The organism is Sulfitobacter sp. GN1-4 (genome assembly GCF_055693825.1).
The window spans coordinates 2,369,370-2,387,565 of record NZ_JBVFUQ010000003.1 but is presented as its reverse complement, the minus strand read 5'-3'; the positions used below and the strand labels follow the sequence as shown (position 1 = coordinate 2,387,565).

Genomic DNA, 18,196 nt, shown 5'->3' with positions numbered 1-18,196 from the left:
CCAGCTAAGCCTACCCGTTGGCGTTTGGCAAAAGCGGAATGTCAAAGTCCGCTGGGGCCAGGGTGAAGCCATCAAAATCAAAACCGGGAGAGACTGTGCAGCTGACCAAGGTGAAGGCCCCTGTGCTGCGGGCGGCTTGCCAGTGGTTTTGGGGGACAATGATCTGCGGTGCGCCCTTGGTTAGATCAGGGGTTAGCAGATGTTCTGTGGCGGGGCCCTTGTCCGTTTCAGACAGGCTCAGGATCAGCGGCGCGCCTGCGTGATAGAGCCAGATCTCAGTGGCATCCACTTTGTGCCAGTGGCTGCTTTCCCCCGCTTTGAGCAGAAAATAGATGCAGGTGCCGGTGGCGCGGCCAGGGTTTTCAGCAATCCATGTCTGACGGTAGTGGCCGCCTTCGGGATGCGGAGCCAGGTTGAGGTGGGCGATGATGTCATCAGCGGTCATAGGGTCAGCTCATAGAACAACAGATGGGGCAGCATGGCGTCTGGGATCTGTTGATAGGGTCCGCGCTGGGCAAAGCCCAGACTGTTATAAAGTGCCTGCGCAGCGGCAAGGTTTTTTGAGGTGTCCAGGACCACTTGTGTAAAGCCGTCTTGCCGGGCTTGATCAATCAGGGTGGTGCAGATCTGGCGTGCCACGCCCAGGCCGCGGCCCTCAGGTGTGACAAAAACTCGTTTGATTTCTGATCTTTGCGCGCTAAGCGCTTGGCTCATCCCGCAGCCCACTGGTGCGCCTTCCGCGTTGCGTGCCAACAGCATCAGACCCGTCGGGCGGGCGTGATGGCGGGGCAGCGCAGACATCAGCGCCTCGTATTTTGGCACAGGATAGAAGGTTTCGGTGATCTTCCGGTCCACCTCAGACAGCTCAAACAGAAACGCGCGGTAGTCCCAGCACAGGCGACGGACGGCGTCCACGTCCGCCTCTGAGGTGGCTTGGATGATCTCTATGTCGGACACCGGCGCGCCTGGCACAGCTTATTTTAGAATGCTGCGGCCTGCATATTGCGCGGTCTCGCCCAGCATTTCTTCGATGCGGATCAACTGGTTGTACTTTGCCAGCCGGTCAGACCGGGCCAGAGAGCCGGTTTTGATCTGGCCGCAATTGGTGGCGACGGCCAGATCGGCGATGGTGGCATCCTCCGTTTCACCAGAGCGGTGCGACATCACATTGGTGAAGCCCGCGCGGTGGGCCATGTCCACGGCTTTCAAGGTTTCCGTCAGGCTGCCGATTTGGTTGACCTTGACCAGCATGGAATTGGCGCTGCCCTTCTTTATGCCGTCGGCCAGGCGCGCGGGGTTGGTGACAAAAAGGTCATCGCCCACCAGTTGGACAGATCCGCCCAGCTTGTCGGTCAGGGCCTTCCAACCGTCCCAGTCATCTTCTGACATGCCGTCTTCGATGGAGATGATGGGATAATCTGAAACCAGCGCGGCAAGGTAGTCCACATTCTCTTCACTTGTGAGCGTTTTTCCCTCACCTGCAAGGACATACTTGCCGTCCTTAAAGTATTCTGTCGCCGCGCAATCCAGCGCAAGGTAAATCTCTTCGCCGGGTTTGTATCCAGCTTTGTCAACGGATTTCAGAATGAAATCAAGCGCGTCCCGAGTGGAGCTAATGTTGGGGGCAAATCCGCCCTCATCGCCGATGCCGGTGGAGAGGCCTGCTGCGGAAAGCTCTTTTTTCAGGGTGTGGAACACCTCAGACCCCATGCGCACCGCATCGCGGATGTTCTCTGCGGCCACTGGCATGATCATGAATTCCTGGATGTCGATGGGGTTATCCGCGTGCTCCCCCCGTTGATGATGTTCATCATCGGCACGGGCAACACCCGCGCAGAGGTGCCGCCGACATAGCGGTATAGCGGCTGGGTGCAGTAATCAGCCGCAGCTTTTGCGGTGGCCAAGGACACGCCCAGGATCGCATTTGCGCCCAAACGCGACTTGTTGTCGGTGCCGTCAAGCTCAATCATGGTTTCATCAATTTCAACCTGATCCGTGGCATCGATGCCAACCAGCGCTTCGGCAATTTCGCCGTTTACAGCAGCGCAGGCCTCAAGCACCCCTTTGCCCATGTAGCGCGCCGCGTCGCCGTCGCGTTTTTCAACGGCTTCATAGGCACCGGTTGAGGCACCTGAGGGTACTGCCGCCCGGCCCATGGTGCCGTCTTCCAAGATGACATCAACCTCCACCGTTGGGTTGCCTCGGCTGTCCAGGATTTCGCGGGCGTGGATGTCGATGATGGTGCTCATGGAAGGGTCCTCTGGGTTACGTTGGCTTGTCTTTACAGGGCCAGCGCAGCAGGGGAAAGGCGCTTGTTTGCGCTAACATGTCTTTGCGGTAGGTCTAGCGCTGTGCCAACCGCCGCTCACGCCAGACGGTATAGATGCCTGAGGCCACGATGATGGCAGCCCCCGTCAGGGTCAGCGCATCGGGGGATCTCGTTGAAGACCATGACGCCAATCACCAGCGCAAAGAGCAATCTGGCATAGCGGAAAGGGGTCACAAAGCTCACGTCGCCCACGCGCATGGCCGCCACAATCGCGTAGTAAGCCCCCAACCCAACGATCAACGCGGCCGCAAACAGCCACATCTCACGACCTGTTGGCTGGGCAAAGGGTGTGTTGGTCACCAGCATCAGCCCGATCCCGGCAGGCACCAGCACGACGAACCCCAGAAAGCTCAGTTGCATGGTTGAGGTCTCAGGTGGGATGCGGCGCGTGGCAAGATCGCGCGCGGCCAGGCCCAGTACACCCAAGACTGCCAACAGAGACAGAACCTCAAAGCTGTCAAAGCCGGGGCGGATGATCAGCAAGACGCCGCACAGGCCCACCGATACCGCGCTCCACCGGCGCCAGCCGACCTGTTCGCCCAAAAACAGCGCCGCCCCCAAGGTGACGACAAGCGGTGTGGCCTGCAAAATGGCAGAGGCGCTGGAGATGGAGGTAAAGACGATGGCCGAAATAAAGCCCATCGTGCCCACAATCTCACCCAAGGCGCGTATGGCCGTGGGCAGGATCATCATCTCACGCGACCAAAGTGCATTGCCCTGCGCCAGCACCACCGCGCCAAAGAAAAGGGCACCACCGCCGCCCAGCATGACCATGATCTGGCCCACGCTGATGCCACCGGCCATGAATTTGATGAACATATCCTCTACGGCAAAGCCAAGCATGGCCAGCACCATCAGGGATGCACCGCGTAGATTATCCATCTGTTGTCCTTGAGTGTCTTGCCTTGCGCTTGGCATGACGGTTTTACCGGACAAGGGCAAGGGGCAGTGATAGGACAGGGGGCATGCGCCTTGCCACCCCGACATCCAGCCTGATGGCAACACTGATGACTTTGGCAGTTGCGGTGTGCGGCGCTGGCGTGGGATGGGCGGTGTCGGCCCCTGTGTTCATGCTTTTGGGGCCTGCGGTGGCTGTGACGCTTGCGGGGCTTTTGGGGGTGGCCACGGCAATTGATGATCGGTTGCGCGATGTCTGTTTTATCGTTTTGGGGCTGGCAGTTGGATCCGGCTTTGACGCGGATGCCTTGGCCGCGATGATCCGCTGGCCCTTGGCCTTTGTGGCGATGGCAATTGCGATGTGGTTGGTTTTGCGCCTGTGTGCTGCCGCTTTGGTGCGGTGGTTCGGATTTGAGCCGAAGGCGGCGATCCTTGCTGCCGCACCGGGGCATTTGAGTTTCGTGATTGCGGTGGCGTCTGATCTGCGCACTGACGTGGCGCGGATTGCGATCACTCAGTCGGTGCGCCTGTTGTCGCTGACCATCGTGGTGCCCTTTGTCGCGCTGGCGCTTGGCATTGAGGTTTCAGGCAGCATCGCACCGCAGGGCGATGCCATGGCGCTGGTTCATATCGCTGCATTGGCCGGGGGTGGCGTCGTCTTGGGGCTGCTCTTCAAGCGTTTGTCCGTGCCAGCACCCTTGTTGATGGGGGCAATGGTGCTGTCGGCGGCCGGACATCTGAGCACTCTGACCCCGGGCGTTCTGCCGGAAGAAGTGGTGCTGCCGGCGTATCTGGTGCTTGGGGCGCTCATTGGCACCCGGTTTGCGGGGGTGCGGCTGGCAGACCTGCGTCAGGGCCTTGCAGCGGGGCTGTTCGTGACCACGATCGCGGTTGCGGTTGTGGCGGTTGCTGCCGTGCCGGTCGCTCTGCTTTTGGGGATGCCATCTGCGCATGTGCTTATCGCCTTTGCCCCCGGCGGGCTTGAGACGATGATTGCCATGGGGGCGGTTTTGGGGGCCGTGCCGGGGTTTGTTGCGGCCTGTCACATCGCCCGGCTAATGGTGTTGACCTTTATGCTGCCCGCCATGCTGGCGCGGGCTAAGCCCATCACGTCTCGGACGGTTTGATCGGCACGCCGTAAAGCTCCAACCGGTGGCCGCGCAGCTCATAGCCCAGCTTGCGGGCAATCTTTTCCTGCAGCGCTTCGATTTCGGCATCGACGAATTCGATCACTTCGCCTGAGTTCAGATCAATGAGGTGATCGTGATGATCCCGCTCGGCATCCTCATAGCGCGCGCGGCCATCGCCAAATTCCAGCTTGTCGAGGATGCCCGCCTCTTCGAAAAGCTTCACGGTGCGGTAGACCGTCGCAATGGAGATCCCATTGTCCAGCTTGGCAGCCCGGCTAAAAAGCTCTTCGACGTCGGGATGATCGTCGCTGTCCTGAATGACCTGTGCGATGATGCGACGCTGGCCGGTCATGCGCAGGCCCATATCTTCACAGCGTTGCAAGATGGTTGTGCCCATCGGTGCGTCCTCAGTCAAATCGTGGTCCTTCCCTTAGCGTCCTTTTGGATGCGGTGCCACCGGATTTCCTGTTGCCGGTTGACTTATGCGGGCGCGTGCCCCATCTGCAGGGCAGGCGATGCCTTCTGCCGCGTGAGCAGGGTTGGTGCCGGAGCGATCCGCTGCACAACCGCCCAAGGCCGCCCCTGTTCCCAAGATCACGCGTGGGGCAAACGCATTGGACGGCTGGATGTCATTGTGGACCCGGCCGCGATCCGATTTGCGTGACCCACCCAGGACGCAGGACGCGTCCCGCGAAACATGCGCCTGAAAACCGGGTGCTGAAAGAGAGATATGAGCGATTTTGATATGATGGACCTGCCGCCAAAGCTGGTGGCGCGTCTGAAAGATATGGGCATTACAGATCCCACCCCGATCCAGAAACAAGCCATCCCACATGCGTTGAATGGCCGTGACGTAATGGGGCTGGCCCAAACCGGCACCGGCAAGACCGCCGCTTTTGGCGTGCCGCTGGTCGCGCAGATGCTGGCCGATCCCAAACGCCCCGCACCGCGCAGCGTGCGCGCCCTGGTGCTGGCCCCAACACGAGAGTTGGCGCAGCAGATCATGGTCAACCTCAAAGGCTACTGCGAACGGACGCCGTTGAAGGTGCAGATGGTCGTTGGCGGGCAGGGCATCAACCCTCAGATCAAGCGGTTGGAACGCGGGGTTGATATCCTTGTTGCCACGCCGGGCCGCTTGCTGGATTTGATGGACCGCAAGGCTGTGCGGCTCGAAGAGACGACGTTCCTGGTGCTGGATGAGGCCGATCAGATGCTCGACATGGGCTTTATCCATGACCTGCGCAAAATCTCAGCCGTGATCCCGAAAGAGCGTCAGACGATGCTCTTTTCGGCCACGATGCCCAAGCTGATGAATGAGATTGCCAACACCTATCTGGACCGCCCCATCCGGGTTGAGGTCTCACCCCCGGCAAGGCCGCCGATAAGGTCACGCAAGAGGTGCATTTCATTGCCAAGGCGGAAAAAACGTCATTGCTGATTGAGCTTTTGAGCAAGCACAAAGGCGAACGGGCGCTGGTTTTTGGCCGCACGAAACATGGCTCAGAAAAGCTGATGAAGACGCTGGTGAAGGCGGGTTTTGACGCGGCCTCCATCCACGGCAACAAATCCCAAGGTCAGCGGGACCGCGCGATAGCGGGGTTCAAGGCTGGTGACATCACGGTTCTGGTGGCTACGGATGTGGCGGCGCGGGGCCTCGACATCCCGGATGTGAAGTTTGTCTATAACTACGATCTGCCCAACGTGCCGGATCAATACGTGCACCGCATTGGCCGCACCGCGCGCGCGGGTAAAGACGGCGCTGCGGTTGCTTTTTGTGCACCCGATGAGATGGGCGAGTTGATTGCCATTCAGAAAACGATGAAGATCCGCATTCCAGTGGCCTCTGGCCGCGCATGGGAAGGGGCCGAGATCGAAGAGAAACCCGCCCGTGGTGGCCGTGGCCGCAGGTCCGGCGGTGGTGGTGCGCGCAAACCGGCAGGGGGACAAGCCAGAGGTGGCGGTGCGCCCAAGTCTGCCAATGCAGGTAAGCCCGGCGGCAACGGTCAGCGCCGTCGCCGCGGCGGGCGCGGGAAAGCCAGCGCTGCCTAGGGTCAGGGTCCATTAATCTCACACCGCTGGTTTGACAGATTTTTTTCGTGACAAGGCACATCTGCGCAGGAACTCTTGTTGAATTTCAAGCAGATGTAACGCAGCTCATGAGGAAAATCTGTCAAATCCGAAGGACGACAAAACCGCTTCCTTTCAGCGGCATGAGACATTTGCAATGAACCCGTTCGGCGCGGACATGTCTCAAACCACTAAAATTTCGCGGTTTTGACGCCAGTGGCGCGATATGAATGGACCCTGACCCTAACAGCGCTGGACCCGACTGATCAGGTATAAAGGGACGGCACGCCCATCTGGCCGTGGATGTCATTCACCTGATCCGCGCTCATACCGTAGGCCTGTGCAAGTTTGTGCAGATACTGCGCCTCTTGCTGGGTATCGAGGTCGATGCCCAGGATCGACATTGCGTAGATCTGAGGCTCCATCCCCCGCGGTGTGTCGCGCACCAGGCCTTCGACATCGACAGGCGCTTGTAATTGCGCCTGCACAAAGGCGGCTTCCTCAGCATCGACATCGCCCAGCTGGTTGAGAAGCTTGTCTTTTTCAGCCTCATCAAAGGTTCCGTCAGACTTTGCCGCCTGGATCATCGCAGCCAGCATCAGCCCTGCGGCGGCTTCTTGTTCTTGCGATGGTTCAATCTCGGGCTCTGGTGTGGCCGCGAATTGAGAGTTCAGGACCGCGCCAAAGTCATGGGCATTCTGGCTGGGTCGTTTTTGCACAGCCGCCCCCAGGCCGCCCAGCAGGCCACCTGCACCAGCAGCCCCGGCCAGACCGCCCAGCAAATCGCCCAAACCGCCGGATGATCCAGCGCTGCTGGCACCGCCCAGTTGGTTCAACAACCCGCCCAGTCCGCCGGGCATGCCACCGCCCGTGCGCCCACCGGCACCGCCCAACAGGCCGCCCAGCATATCTTCGATACCGCCGCCCCGGCCAGCAGCGCCGCCACCGACACCGCCTGCCGCACCCGCAAGACCGCCTAGCAAGCCGCCCAACCCTCCGGCTGAGGCCGCTTGTGTGCCGCCGGTGTTGCGCATCATGGCGCTGGCCCCTTTGGCAACAGCAACGCCTACGGCCACTTTGGCCAGTGTTTTCATCAAGCTCATGTTGTGATCCCCCACATTAATCGAGTCGCCCGCCACTGTGGCAGGTTTTCCCCGGTGAGGGAGGGGAAATTCAAACAATCTGCCGCATCGGCAACAGTTTACGCATTGACAGCCCCGGCGTGCTGCGCGCTGGTGAGAGGATGGAACGCAAAGAACACATGGACTTCTTGGGTGCAGCGGCATTGATCGCTTTTGCGCTGCACCTGGCCTTTAACCAAGTGGTGATCAAGGTCACATCAGACGGGATCAGCCCGGTTTTTCAGGCGGGCGTGCGCTCAGCTGGGGCGGTTTTGGTGCTGGCGCTTTGGATGTGGCTGCGCGGTATCAGCTTTCATGTGCCCAGATCGGCCTGGGCAGGCGGGATCGCTGCTGGGTTGATCTTTGCGTTGGAGTTCATTTGCCTTTTCACCGCGCTGGACATCACCACGGTCAGCAGGGCCTCCGTGATCTTTTATTCCATGCCCGTGTGGCTGGCGCTTTTTGCGCATGTCTTTTTCCCGGGCGAGGGGCTGACCAAAATCAAATCCATCGGGCTGGTCATGGCCATGGCAGGCGTTGCCATCGCGATGGCGGACCGGGACGGGGGCGAGGTGAGCTGGGCGGGTGATCTTTTGGCGTTGATGTCGGCGCTGTGTTGGGCGGCCATCGTGGTCTGCGTGCGGCTGACACCCTTGTCCAAGGTGCCGCCGACGCAGCAATTGCTGTTTCAGGTGGCGATCTCCGCGCCCATCCTGCTGCTGCTTGCGCCCGCATTTGGCCCCTTGGTGCGCGATATTGAGCCCCTTCACTACGCGGCAATGGCGTTTCAGATCATCGGCGTGGCCAGCCTGGGATTTCTGTTCTGGTTCTGGCTGATGACGATTTACCCTGCGTCCTCAGTCGCCTCCTTCAGCTTTCTGTCGCCGGTGTTTTCGGTTCTGTTGGGCTGGCTGCTGCTGTCAGAAGAGGTCGCCCCCTCCATTTGGGGCGCGCTGGTGCTGGTGGCCGGTGGGATATTTCTGATCAACCGCAAACCCAAAACGGCGGCATAGCGGGCCTTTGTGAGCTTGGCGTCTTAGAGGCCGCCAAAGACCGTTGCCCAAGCGCGCTTTAGGTGCCGCAGAAGGTGGCTGGCACGATCTCTGACTGGGCAGGCGGTCGGCTAAGCTCGGCGTCCGTTTCGACGAAAGGTGTCCGCAGCGCGCCCATCAGCCGTTTAAATGGGGCCATGTCCTCTGCAACGGCAGCTTGGATCATCTCCTCCATCCGGTGGTTGCGCGGGATGACAGCGGGGTTGGCGGCGGCCATCCGGTCGCGCGCGCCCGTTTCGCGCGCCAAACGGGCCTGCCAAAGCGCGGCCCAGGCATCAAATGCGTCGCGGTCCGTTAGCTGGTCACGCGCAGCGTCGGTGCCAAGCGCGCGGAAGGTATTGGTGAAATCAGCACCATCTTTCTGCATCAACGCAAGCAGGTCTTCGATCAGCTTGGTGTCCTCGGCTGTGGCTGAGGCAAGGCCGATCTTGGCCCCAAACCGCTGCCGCCACCCGGCTTCCAGCAAAGCTGGCATGGCGTGCACAATCTCGGTGGCTTCTTCAACGGCGGCGTCGCGGTCATCGAAAAGCTGGATCAGGCTGGTGGCAAGCTGCGCCATGTTCCACACCACGATGTTTGGCTGATTGCCAAAAGCATAGCGGCCTTGCTGGTCAATGGAGCTGTAGACCCGGTTCTGGTGAAACGCGTCCATAAACGCGCAGGGGCCATAATCAATGGTCTCTCCGCTGATGGTGCAATTGTCGGTGTTCATCACGCCGTGGATAAAGCCCACCGACATCCAGCGGGTCAACAAATCAGCCTGTGCGGCACAGACCGCGCGCAACAGGTCCATGGGGCCTTTGGCCTCAGGGTAATGCCGATCAATGGCGTATTGGGTTAGTTTGGCAAGGTTCTCAACTTCGCCGCGGTGGGCAAAGATCTGAAACGTACCCACGCGCAGATGGCTTTGCGCCACGCGGGTCAGCACCGCACCGGGCAGCGCCCCTTGTTCGCGCCAGATCTGATCGCCGGTCGCAACAGCGGCCAGCGCGCGGGTGGTGGGAATGCCAAGGGCGTGCATCGCCTCTGAGATCACATATTCGCGCAGCACCGGACCCAGCCACGCGCGGCCATCGCCCATCCGCGAATAGGGCGTTGGACCTGACCCTTTGAGCTGGATGTCCCGGCGTATCCCGTCCGTGCCGACAACTTCGCCCAGCAAAAGGGCCCGGCCATCGCCCAGCTGCGGGTTATAGGTGCCAAATTGGTGGCCTGCATAAAGCTGCGCCAGCGGCTCTGCGCCTTGTGGCACGCTGTTGCCGCCAAAGACCGCCGCCAAACCTTCCACATCGCCTGCGGTAATGCCCAAGAGGGCCGCAAGATCATCGTTGAAGGCCAGCAGCTTTGGGTCTGAGACCGCGGTTGGCGTGAGCTTGGTGTAAAAGCCGTCGGGCAGAGTGGCGTAGCTGTTATCAAAGGGGATGTGCATCGGTTTCAAAGCTGCTTTGACATGAACATATATTGGTCTCTTGGCTGAAACCCGGCGCGTTTATATAGCTTCAGGGCGGCCGCATTGGTCCGGTCCACTTCCAGGTGGATGGCCCTTAGGCCCGCGCCAGACAGGGCGCGTGGCAAGGCAATCAACGCTTCTGTTGCGATGCCGCGCCCGCGCACGCCGGGCCGGATATAAAGCTCATCAATGATGGCATCGAGCCCGCCAAATTCCACCGACCAGCCAAAACAGACCACGATATAGCCGATGGGAGCCGAAGCCGGACCGATCAGATAGATGGCACCATATGGCTGCCCCTCTAACAGCGGCAACAAACCTGCTTTGCGCGCCTCGTCGTTCAGGCTGATGCCTTCTTCGGTATGAAAAGCGGTACAAAGCTTGACCACCTTTTCCAGATGTTCGGGTTTGGCAAGGGTGAGGGCCGCGCTCACAACCGGGCCAATCGTTCGGTGAGAAGGGCGAAAAAGCCGTCAGCGTCGATATCCCCCATGAACGTCGCATTTGGCGGGCGGTCCGTCACGCGCCACCAATCGGCGACGGTCATGCCCATGGTCAGCTCTGATTGTGTTTCGATCTCAACGTTGATGTGACGGCCCGCGAAAAGTTCAGGCTGGATGAGATAGGCGGTGACACAAGGGTCGTGCAATGGTGCCCCGGCAGAGCCATATTTTTCCTTGTCAAACCGTTCAAAGAAATCGGTCATCTCTGCCACTGCAATCCCAACCGGTGTGCCCAGAGCGCGGAAGGCATCGTTGCGGGGTTTCGTCACCAGTGCCTTGTGCGTGACATCCAGCGGCATAACAACAATATCAACGCCTGATTTAAACACGATATCGGCGGCTTGCGGGTCGACGTAAATGTTGAATTCAGCAGTTGGCGTGATGTTGCCGCCTTGGAAATAGCCGCCGCCCATCAGGACGATCTGCTTCACGCGCTGCGCAATGTCAGGGGCCTTTTGGAACGCGGTTGCGATGTTGGTGAGCGGGCCAAGCGGGCAAAGCGTGATGCTGTCCGCAGGCTCTGCGCGCAGGGTGTCAATAATGAAGTCTACCGCATGACCTTGGGCCAGCGGCATCTGCGGGTCGGGCAGGTTGGGGCCATCCAGGCCGGTTTTGCCGTGCACATGCTCTGCCGTAACCAAGTCGCGGCCCAAGGGGCGGTCACATCCGGCATAAACCGCAACATCCGTTTTGCCCGCTAACTCACAGATAATACGCGCATTCTTTGATGTCAGATCCAGCGGGACATTGCCTGCAACACAGGTGATGCCCAACACGTCAAGGTCTTCGGGGCTGGCCAATGCCAGCAAGATCGCGACCGCGTCATCTTGGCCGGGATCTGTATCAATGATGATTTTTTGGGGTGCCATGTCACTTCCTTTACCGGGCACAGATAAGCGATCGTCCCTCAGAACAAAAGGGGCGCGTCAGGTCTTTGCGGCGCGCTGCCGCTCATCCACTTTGACCGCATCCCAAAGCGCGTCCATCTCTTCGAGATTACTGTCGCCTGGCGTTTTGCCAAGTGCGGCCAGACGCGCTTCGACCGCTTCAAAGCGGCGGATAAACTTGGCGTTTGTGCGCCTTAACGCAGCTTCTGGATCCACGCCCAGATGGCGCCCAAGGTTGGCCATGACAAAAAGCAAATCCCCAAACTCATCTTCAACCGCATCCGGTGTCAGGGTATCGCGCGCCTCCACCAGCTCGCCTGCTTCTTCGATCAGCTTGTCGATCACCTTGTCGGTGTCGGGCCAATCAAAGCCCACCCGCGCTGCCCGTTTTTGCAGTTTGAGCGCCCGTAGCAAGGCTGGCAAACCCACCGCAACCCCGTCCAACGCGCCGCTTTGCGCTTTGCCTGCACGCTCTTGCGCCTTGATCGCTTCCCAGTCAGCGGTCTGTTGCTCTGCGCTTTTGTCACGGCTTTCTTGCCCAAACACATGCGGATGCCGGGCCACCATCTTGTTTGAGATGTTCTGGACAACGGACTGAAAGGTGAAGTGGCCAGCCTCTTCGCCCATCGCGGTGTGATAGACCGATTGCAGCAGCAGATCGCCCAATTCGCCTTCCAACTCCGCCCAATCGCGCCGCTCAATCGCGTCCGCGACCTCATAGGCTTCTTCGATGGTGTAGGGCGCGATGCTGTCAAAGTCCTGCTCAATATCCCACGGGCAGCCGGTTTCGGGGTCGCGCAGGCGGCGCATGATTTCCAGCAAGCGTTCTATCCCAGCGTCATTGTCGTGTATCAGGTCGTCGCCCATTGCAGCTTTGCCTTTTTGTGTGTCAGATGCACCCTGTTGCAGCCGCGAAAAGGAGTCCAGCCCATGCCAGTGATTAACCGAATTGCGGATTACAGCGCCGATATGACAGCATGGCGGCGGCATTTGCACACCATCCCTGAGCTGGGGCTGGAATGCCACCAAACCTCGGCCTTTGTGATTGAACGTCTCAAAGAGTTTGGCGTGGATGAGCTGCATACCGGCATCGCTAAGACAGGTATCGTGGCCATCATCAACGGGCAGGGGGATGGGCCAACGATTGGGCTGCGCGCCGATATGGACGGGTTGCCCATCACAGAAGAGACAGGTGTGGACTACGCCTCCACCCATGCAGGCAAAATGCATGCCTGCGGCCATGACGGGCACACAACGATGTTGTTGGGGGCTGCGAAGTATCTGGCAGAGACGCGCAAGTTTTCGGGCCGCGTGGCGTTGATCTTTCAGCCCGACGAAGAGCAGGGGGGCGGTGCTGAGGTTATGGTCCAAGAAGGGATCATGGACCGGTTCGACATCTCTGAGGTCTATGCCATGCACAACGCGCCGGGGCTGCCTTTGGGCCATTTCTTTACCACGCCCGGTCCGGTGATGGCGGCTGCCGATACCTTTACCGTGACCTTAACAGGCGTGGGCGGTCATGGGGCGCAACCGCACAATTGCGTGGATCCGGTCGTGGCGGCCTGTTCGCTGGTGCAAGGGTTTCAATCCATCGTCAGCCGGAACCTTGATCCGTTGGAGCGTTTGGTCATCTCGGTGACGCAGATCCACACCGGCACGGTTGACAATGTGATCCCGGAAACAGCGATGATCAACGGCACCTGCCGCACCTTCAGCAAAGAGGTGCAGGCGATGGTGGTGGCGCGGATGCAGGCACTTGTTGACGGTCATGCCGCGGCCTACGGGCTGAAAGCAGAGCTGAATTTTGAATACGGCTATCCGGCAACGGTGAATGACGCGGCCAAAACCCAATTTGCGGTGGATGTCGCCCGCGACGTTGCGGGGCAAGAGGCGGTCATGCCTGCGATGCCACCGGTCATGGGATCAGAGGATTTCTCTTTCATGCTTGAGGCCGTGCCCGGTGCCTATGTGGCTTTGGGGCAGGGCGAAGGGCCGGGGCTGCATCACCCGGGCTATAACTTCAATGATGACATCGCACCCATCGGGGCCTCTTATTTTGTGCGGCTGGTGGAGCATGCACAGCCTTTGGCGGCGGGCTGATCCATGGCGCTTGAGGATGCAAAGAACCAGATTGATCTGGCCTTCACCCGTGAAGACCTCAAAGGCCCCAGCTTTGAAGTGACCTTTGGCGGTGCGACGTCGTTTTTGCGGCGCAAGTACACCAAGGATCTGACGGGCGTTGATATCGCTGTGACGGGCGTGCCTTTTGATCAGGCCGTTACCAACCGGCCCGGCACACGCCTGGGCCCCCGCGCGATCCGCGAGGCGAGCGCCTTGCAGGCACCCGATGCGCCCTATGGTTGGGATTTCGATGTGCTGAGCGAATTTGCCATCGCAGACTATGGTGATCTGGCCTTTGATCACGCCAATGTCCCGGCCTTTCCGGATGCGCTGACAGGGCATATCCGGGGCATTTTGGACGCTGGTGCCGCCAGCGTTGTGTTGGGGGGCGATCACTATATCACCTACCCAATCCTAAAGGCCTATGCCGAAAAATACGGGCCGATCAGCCTGCTGCAGTTTGATGCCCATACCGATACCTGGGTTGACGATGACATGGACCGGATCGACCACGGCACCATGTTTTACAAGGCGGTGAAGTCCGGCATCGTTGATCCTGCGACCTCGGTACAGGTTGGTATTCGCACGGTGAACGAAGACACGTTGGGTGTGCACATCATCGACGCGGCAGAAGTGCATGAGATTGGCCCAATGGCGGTGGTTGCACGGGTGAAAGAGATCTTGGGCACGCGGCCATGCTATCTTACCTGGGACATTGACGCGCTTGATCCGGCCTATGCGCCGGGGACGGGCACGCCGGTCTGGGGCGGGCTGACCTCAGCGCAGGCAGCCGCGATGCTGCGCGGCCTTGCGGGGATCAACATAGTGGGCGGGGACGTGGTAGAAGTCTCTCCCCCTTTGACACCACAGGGGCCACAGCCATTGCCGGCGCGCATGTCGCAACAGAGCTTTTGTCGCTGCTGGGTGCCAGGATGCGTCAGGCATGACGGACAAGAACCAGCCCATCAGCGGCAATGATCTGGCGCGGTTCTCGGGGCCCAATACGTTCATGCGGCTGCCCTCGGCAGCGGATCTGTCCGGGCTTGATGTGGCCGTGTTGGGGGTGCCCATTGATATCGGCACCTCTTGGCGGTCCGGGACGCGCTTTGGGCCAAAACAGGTGCGCGCCGAAAGCGCGATGTTGCGGCCCTATAACCTTGCGACTGGTGCCGCGCCCTTTGACAGTCTGCAGGTGGCAGACATTGGCGATCTGGCCATCAATACGTTTTCATTGGCCGAAAGCCTGCGCATCATTTCAGATAGTTACGGTGGTATCTTAAAGTCAGATGTGATCCCGCTGGCCATTGGCGGCGATCATTCCCTGACATTGCCGATCCTGCGTGCGATTGCCGCCAAACATGGGCCGGTTGCGCTGGTGCACGTGGATGCCCATGCCGATGTGAACGACGAGATGTTCGGAGAGAAAGAGGCCCATGGCACCGTGTTTCGACGCGCATATGAAGAAGGGCTGATAAACGCCTCAAAAACCTACCAAATTGGCCTGCGCGGCACGGGGTATTCGGCAGAAGATTTCAAAGAGGCCGCTGGCTGGGGATTTCAGCAGTTCTTGGCGCAAGAGCTGTGGGGGCGCAGCCTTGCCTCGCTCAGTGCTGAGATCAGGCGCGATATCGGCGGGCTGCCGACCTATGTGACCTATGACATCGACAGCCTCGATCCCGCCTATGCCCCCGGCACTGGCACGCCTGAGATCGGCGGGTTGACCACCCCGCAGGCCATGGAGTTGATCCGAGGGTTGCGTGGCCTGAACATCGTCGGTGGCGATCTGGTTGAGGTTTCGCCTCCCTATGACACAAGCGGGAATACGGCCTTAACTGGTGCGAACATTCTTTATGAGATGCTTTGCGTTCTGCCCGGCGTTGCCTACCGGTAACGAGCAGACCTGGTGTGAACAAATTAAAGGAGACAGGCCGCATGGCTATTTGGTTGATATTGGCAATTCTGGTGGCCTTCGCGGTCTATGTGCGGCTCGCCCCCTCAGATCCGGTGCGGTGGCACAAACAGGCCAAACCTGCGGCCGTCGAAACGGTCAAACGCAAGAATGGCTACATCTGGCGCAAGGTTGTGGACGGGGACGGCGTATCAGAGTTCAGATCGGTTGTGGGCGCTGCCCAGAAAGATCCGCGCACGCGCGTTCTGGCAGGATCGGTTGAGGAGGGTCAGATCACTTTGATCAGCCGGACCGCCGTGGTCGGATTTCCCGATTATACTACGATCGGCCTTTACGCGATGCCCGACGGCACGCGGTATCTGGAGGTTTACGGGCGCTTGCGCTTTGGACGGTCAGATCTTGGGGTAAACACCAAGCGGATTAAAGGGTGGCTCGCTGCTGCGCAGCTCTGAGGACAGGCACCCCTGTTGGACCTCGCGCCACATGGGCACGTTCAAAGACATCTGACACTGCGCCATGAACATGCGGCCATCTACCTGCATGCAGATCATTTCCCCCAGTTCGATCCGGTTGCGGTTCCGGTCCGTGCAATAGCAATCAACCGTTTTACCACTTGGGGATGTGACATCTGCCGACGCTGGCAGCGCAAGAAGAGCGATAAAGAAGCTAAGACGTTTCATGGTGCTATCATACCACGAACCCGCTCTTGACCAAGCCCTTTCCATCAGCGACATGAGGTCGCCATGATACCCATGGACCGCCTTGAACAGATCGTGCAGCGTTTTCAGTACCTGGAAGCGTCTATGTCTGCCGGATCAGACGGGGCGGACTTTGCCGCCCTGGCCAAGGAATACGCGGATCTTAAGCCGGTGGTTGAGCAGGTTTTGGCCTATCGCCAGTTGTTGGATGATCTTGCCGCAGCCGAAGCCATGCTGGACGATCCCGAAATGGCTGAGCTGGCGCAGGATGAATTGCCCGCGCTGAAAGCCGCGTTGCCGCAGGCCGAAGAGGCGTTGCAGATTGCGCTGCTGCCTAAGGATGCGGCGGATGCAAAGCCTGCGATGCTGGAAATCCGGCCCGGGACTGGGGGCGACGAAGCCGCCCTTTTTGCGGCGGATTTGTTGCGCATGTACCAACGCTATGCCGAAGCGCGCGGCTGGGGCTTTGATTTGATCGAAGAGCAGATGACGGAGCTGGGCGGCGTGAAGGAAGTTGTGGCGCATATCACAGGCCAGAATGTCTTTGCGCGCATGAAGTTTGAAAGTGGTGTGCACAGGGTGCAGCGGGTGCCCAGCACGGAAAGCGGCGGGCGTATCCACACCTCTGCCGCAACCGTCGCGGTTTTGCCCGAAGCCGAGGATGTCGACATTGAGATAAACGCCAATGATCTGCGGATTGATACCATGCGGTCCTCAGGCGCGGGCGGCCAGCACGTGAACACCACCGATTCCGCGGTGCGCATCACCCATTTGCCAACCGGCATTGTGGTCACCAGCTCGGAAAAGTCCCAGCACCGCAACCGTGAAAAGGCAATGCAGGTGCTCAAGGCCCGGCTTTATGATCTGGAACGCTCACGTGTGGATGACGAACGCTCAGCCGACCGGGCGGCCCAAGTGGGATCTGGCGACCGGTCTGAGCGGATCCGCACCTACAACTTCCCCCAAGGGCGCATGACAGATCACCGGATCAACCTGACCCTTTACCGTCTGGATGCGGTGATGCAGGGCGATTTGGACGAAATCATTGACGCGCTCACTGCAGATGCGCAGGCTCAGCAAATGGCTGAGATGAACCAATGAGCACAGCAGGTGAAGCGATGGCGGCGGCGGCGTCACGGCTGCGGGCGGCGGGCGTGCCGGATCCTGCGCGGGATGCGCGGGTTCTGTTGGCCCATGCCGCATCGGTCGATGCCGCACGGGTCACATTGATCGCGCCTGAGGAAATTGCCCCTGAGATCGAAGAACGTTTTGAGCATCTGATTGCCTTGCGGGCTGTGCGGGTGCCGGTGTCTCAACTGGTGGGCAGCCGGGCGTTTTATGGCCGTGATTTCAAGATTAGCCGCAATGTGCTGGACCCGCGCCCAGAAACGGAGACGTTGATCGAAATGGCGCTGACGCGGCCCTTTGATACGGTGCTGGATTTGGGGACGGGATCGGGCTGTATTCTGGTCACGCTCTTGGCTGAACAGCCCGATGCAAAAGGCGTGGGCGTTGATCTGTCAGAGGATGCCTGTCTGCAGGCCAGCGCCAATGCGGTGCATTTTGGCGTGAGCGGGCGGGCAGATGTCTTGCAGTCTGATTGGTTTGAAAATGTCCAAGGCCGGTTTGATCTGATCGTCGCCAATCCGCCCTATATTGCTGCATCCGAGATGCCCTCCATTGCGCCAGAGGTGCGCGAACATGAGCCGCGCATGGCCCTGACAGATGGGTTTGATGGGTTGTCTGCATACCGCGTTATCGCCCAAGAGGCGCAGGGGTATCTGACGCCTGCTGGACGCGTGATGGTTGAGATCGGGTGGCAACAGGGGCCAGCTGTTGCTGAGATTTTCATGCGGTCTGGCTGGGCCTCTGTTGAGGTGGTGCAGGATCTGGGTGGCAAGGACCGTGTCGTTTGCGCAAGCGAACCGGCATAGATTTGCAAATTCACCTGCCAATTGCGCCTTTTTGTGCGTTTTCGCTTGCCGTGCTCGTCCAGCCATGCTTATTCAAAGATGTTGTAGCGGTGGATGCT

General features: G+C 59.7%; 16 protein-coding genes and 4 pseudogenes. 9 read left to right on the top strand and 11 right to left on the bottom strand.

Annotated features, from left to right (window positions below):
* Positions 1-10 precede the first annotated feature (10 nt).
* The 4 genes and pseudogenes from ACZ1HM_RS12410 to ACZ1HM_RS12395 form a co-directional block, all read right to left on the bottom strand.
* Positions 11-445 (bottom strand): cupin domain-containing protein, encoded by a 435-nt coding sequence (locus ACZ1HM_RS12410; protein ID WP_472743042.1) that lies wholly within the window; start codon positions 443-445, stop codon positions 11-13.
* A complete protein-coding gene (locus ACZ1HM_RS12405) occupies positions 442-957 on the bottom strand; it encodes a GNAT family N-acetyltransferase (RefSeq protein ID WP_472743041.1) in 516 nt (171 codons plus the stop codon). Before ACZ1HM_RS12405 ends, ACZ1HM_RS12410 begins: the two co-directional genes overlap by 4 nt.
* 18 nt (positions 958-975) lie before the next feature.
* Positions 976-2,249, bottom strand: a pseudogene (gene eno / locus ACZ1HM_RS12400) (phosphopyruvate hydratase).
* Positions 2,250-2,343: 94 nt separating this feature from the next.
* Positions 2,344-3,211: pseudogene (locus ACZ1HM_RS12395) on the bottom strand (DMT family transporter).
* Between the two features lie 83 nt (positions 3,212-3,294).
* On the opposite strand from ACZ1HM_RS12395, the gene ACZ1HM_RS12390 reads away from it, so the two are divergent.
* On the top strand, positions 3,295-4,353 hold the full coding sequence (locus tag ACZ1HM_RS12390; protein ID WP_472743040.1) for an AbrB family transcriptional regulator: 1,059 nt from the start codon (positions 3,295-3,297) through the stop codon (positions 4,351-4,353).
* Here the strand turns inward: ACZ1HM_RS12390 and ACZ1HM_RS12385 are convergent.
* On the bottom strand, positions 4,334-4,753 hold the full coding sequence (locus ACZ1HM_RS12385) for a Fur family transcriptional regulator (protein WP_472744614.1): 420 nt from the start codon (positions 4,751-4,753) through the stop codon (positions 4,334-4,336). The two genes, ACZ1HM_RS12390 and ACZ1HM_RS12385, sit on opposite strands and share 20 nt — an antisense overlap.
* Positions 4,754-5,086: 333 nt before the next feature.
* On the opposite strand from ACZ1HM_RS12385, the pseudogene ACZ1HM_RS12380 reads away from it, so the two are divergent.
* Positions 5,087-6,405: pseudogene (locus tag ACZ1HM_RS12380) on the top strand (DEAD/DEAH box helicase).
* Positions 6,406-6,689: 284 nt separating this feature from the next.
* Here ACZ1HM_RS12380 and ACZ1HM_RS12375 read toward each other — a convergent pair.
* Entirely contained in the window at positions 6,690-7,526 is an 837-nt protein-coding gene (locus ACZ1HM_RS12375; RefSeq protein WP_472743039.1) for a tellurite resistance TerB family protein, read from the bottom strand.
* A 140-nt stretch (positions 7,527-7,666) separates the two neighbouring features.
* Here ACZ1HM_RS12375 and ACZ1HM_RS12370 point away from each other — a divergent pair, with 140 nt between their 5' ends.
* Positions 7,667-8,557: a DMT family transporter gene (locus ACZ1HM_RS12370; RefSeq protein ID WP_472743038.1), complete on the top strand. Its 891-nt coding sequence runs from the start codon at positions 7,667-7,669 to the stop codon at positions 8,555-8,557.
* Between the two features lie 58 nt (positions 8,558-8,615).
* Here the strand turns inward: ACZ1HM_RS12370 and ACZ1HM_RS12365 are convergent, their stop codons facing one another.
* From ACZ1HM_RS12365 to mazG, 4 genes are read right to left on the bottom strand one after another with little or no spacing between them, the layout of a single operon-like run.
* Positions 8,616-10,025: a protein adenylyltransferase SelO gene (locus tag ACZ1HM_RS12365; protein WP_472743037.1), complete on the bottom strand. Its 1,410-nt coding sequence runs from the start codon at positions 10,023-10,025 to the stop codon at positions 8,616-8,618.
* A 5-nt stretch (positions 10,026-10,030) separates the two neighbouring features.
* On the bottom strand, positions 10,031-10,480 hold the full coding sequence (locus tag ACZ1HM_RS12360; protein WP_472743036.1) for a GNAT family N-acetyltransferase: 450 nt from the start codon (positions 10,478-10,480) through the stop codon (positions 10,031-10,033).
* Positions 10,477-11,418, bottom strand: coding sequence for a nucleoside hydrolase (locus tag ACZ1HM_RS12355; protein WP_472743035.1), 942 nt, complete (start codon positions 11,416-11,418; stop codon positions 10,477-10,479). The genes ACZ1HM_RS12360 and ACZ1HM_RS12355 overlap by 4 nt, the downstream gene beginning before the upstream one ends.
* 57 nt (positions 11,419-11,475) lie before the next feature.
* Entirely contained in the window at positions 11,476-12,303 is an 828-nt protein-coding gene (gene mazG / locus ACZ1HM_RS12350) for a nucleoside triphosphate pyrophosphohydrolase (protein ID WP_472743034.1), read from the bottom strand.
* Positions 12,304-12,366: 63 nt separating this feature from the next.
* Between mazG and ACZ1HM_RS12345 the strand changes: the two genes are divergently transcribed.
* The 4 genes and pseudogenes from ACZ1HM_RS12345 to ACZ1HM_RS12330 all read left to right on the top strand — a co-directional run bounded on the left by ACZ1HM_RS12345 (position 12,367) and on the right by ACZ1HM_RS12330 (position 15,918).
* A complete protein-coding gene (locus ACZ1HM_RS12345; protein ID WP_472743033.1) occupies positions 12,367-13,536 on the top strand; it encodes a M20 aminoacylase family protein in 1,170 nt (389 codons plus the stop codon).
* 3 nt (positions 13,537-13,539) lie between these two features.
* Positions 13,540-14,504: pseudogene (speB, locus tag ACZ1HM_RS12340) on the top strand (agmatinase).
* Positions 14,501-15,448 (top strand): agmatinase, encoded by a 948-nt coding sequence (gene speB / locus ACZ1HM_RS12335; protein WP_472743032.1) that lies wholly within the window; start codon positions 14,501-14,503, stop codon positions 15,446-15,448. The pseudogene speB (ACZ1HM_RS12340) and the gene speB (ACZ1HM_RS12335) overlap by 4 nt, the downstream one beginning before the upstream one ends.
* 41 nt (positions 15,449-15,489) lie before the next feature.
* Positions 15,490-15,918 (top strand): DUF1499 domain-containing protein, encoded by a 429-nt coding sequence (locus ACZ1HM_RS12330; protein WP_472743031.1) that lies wholly within the window; start codon positions 15,490-15,492, stop codon positions 15,916-15,918.
* Here ACZ1HM_RS12330 and ACZ1HM_RS12325 read toward each other — a convergent pair.
* Positions 15,859-16,146, bottom strand: coding sequence for a hypothetical protein (locus tag ACZ1HM_RS12325; protein ID WP_472743030.1), 288 nt, complete (start codon positions 16,144-16,146; stop codon positions 15,859-15,861). The two genes, ACZ1HM_RS12330 and ACZ1HM_RS12325, sit on opposite strands and share 60 nt — an antisense overlap.
* 63 nt (positions 16,147-16,209) lie before the next feature.
* On the opposite strand from ACZ1HM_RS12325, the gene prfA reads away from it, so the two are divergent.
* The gene (gene prfA / locus ACZ1HM_RS12320; protein ID WP_472743029.1) at positions 16,210-17,265 is read left to right on the top strand and encodes a peptide chain release factor 1; all 1,056 of its coding nucleotides are present in this window, start codon (positions 16,210-16,212) and stop codon (positions 17,263-17,265) included.
* Positions 17,262-18,098 carry a peptide chain release factor N(5)-glutamine methyltransferase gene (gene prmC / locus ACZ1HM_RS12315; protein WP_472743028.1) on the top strand — a complete coding sequence of 279 codons (837 nt, stop codon included), beginning with the start codon at positions 17,262-17,264 and terminating at the stop codon, positions 18,096-18,098. Before prfA ends, prmC begins: the two co-directional genes overlap by 4 nt.
* The last annotated feature ends 98 nt before the right edge of the window (positions 18,099-18,196 follow it).

Bases quoted from the DNA above. Each gene is read 5' to 3' on its own strand.
- ACZ1HM_RS12410 (WP_472743042.1), bottom strand. From the start codon at position 445: ATGACCGCTGATGACATCATCGCCCACCTCAACCTGGCTCCGCATCCC.
- ACZ1HM_RS12390 (WP_472743040.1), top strand. From the start codon at position 3,295: ATGCGCCTTGCCACCCCGACATCCAGCCTGATGGCAACACTGATGACT.
- ACZ1HM_RS12385 (WP_472744614.1), bottom strand. From the start codon at position 4,753: ATGGGCACAACCATCTTGCAACGCTGTGAAGATATGGGCCTGCGCATG.
- ACZ1HM_RS12375 (WP_472743039.1), bottom strand. From the start codon at position 7,526: ATGAGCTTGATGAAAACACTGGCCAAAGTGGCCGTAGGCGTTGCTGTT.
- ACZ1HM_RS12370 (WP_472743038.1), top strand. From the start codon at position 7,667: ATGGAACGCAAAGAACACATGGACTTCTTGGGTGCAGCGGCATTGATC.
- ACZ1HM_RS12365 (WP_472743037.1), bottom strand. From the start codon at position 10,025: ATGCACATCCCCTTTGATAACAGCTACGCCACTCTGCCCGACGGCTTT.
- ACZ1HM_RS12355 (WP_472743035.1), bottom strand. From the start codon at position 11,418: ATGGCACCCCAAAAAATCATCATTGATACAGATCCCGGCCAAGATGAC.
- mazG (WP_472743034.1), bottom strand. From the start codon at position 12,303: ATGGGCGACGACCTGATACACGACAATGACGCTGGGATAGAACGCTTG.
- ACZ1HM_RS12345 (WP_472743033.1), top strand. From the start codon at position 12,367: ATGCCAGTGATTAACCGAATTGCGGATTACAGCGCCGATATGACAGCA.
- speB (WP_472743032.1), top strand. From the start codon at position 14,501: ATGACGGACAAGAACCAGCCCATCAGCGGCAATGATCTGGCGCGGTTC.
- ACZ1HM_RS12330 (WP_472743031.1), top strand. From the start codon at position 15,490: ATGGCTATTTGGTTGATATTGGCAATTCTGGTGGCCTTCGCGGTCTAT.
- ACZ1HM_RS12325 (WP_472743030.1), bottom strand. From the start codon at position 16,146: ATGAAACGTCTTAGCTTCTTTATCGCTCTTCTTGCGCTGCCAGCGTCG.
- prfA (WP_472743029.1), top strand. From the start codon at position 16,210: ATGATACCCATGGACCGCCTTGAACAGATCGTGCAGCGTTTTCAGTAC.
- prmC (WP_472743028.1), top strand. From the start codon at position 17,262: ATGAGCACAGCAGGTGAAGCGATGGCGGCGGCGGCGTCACGGCTGCGG.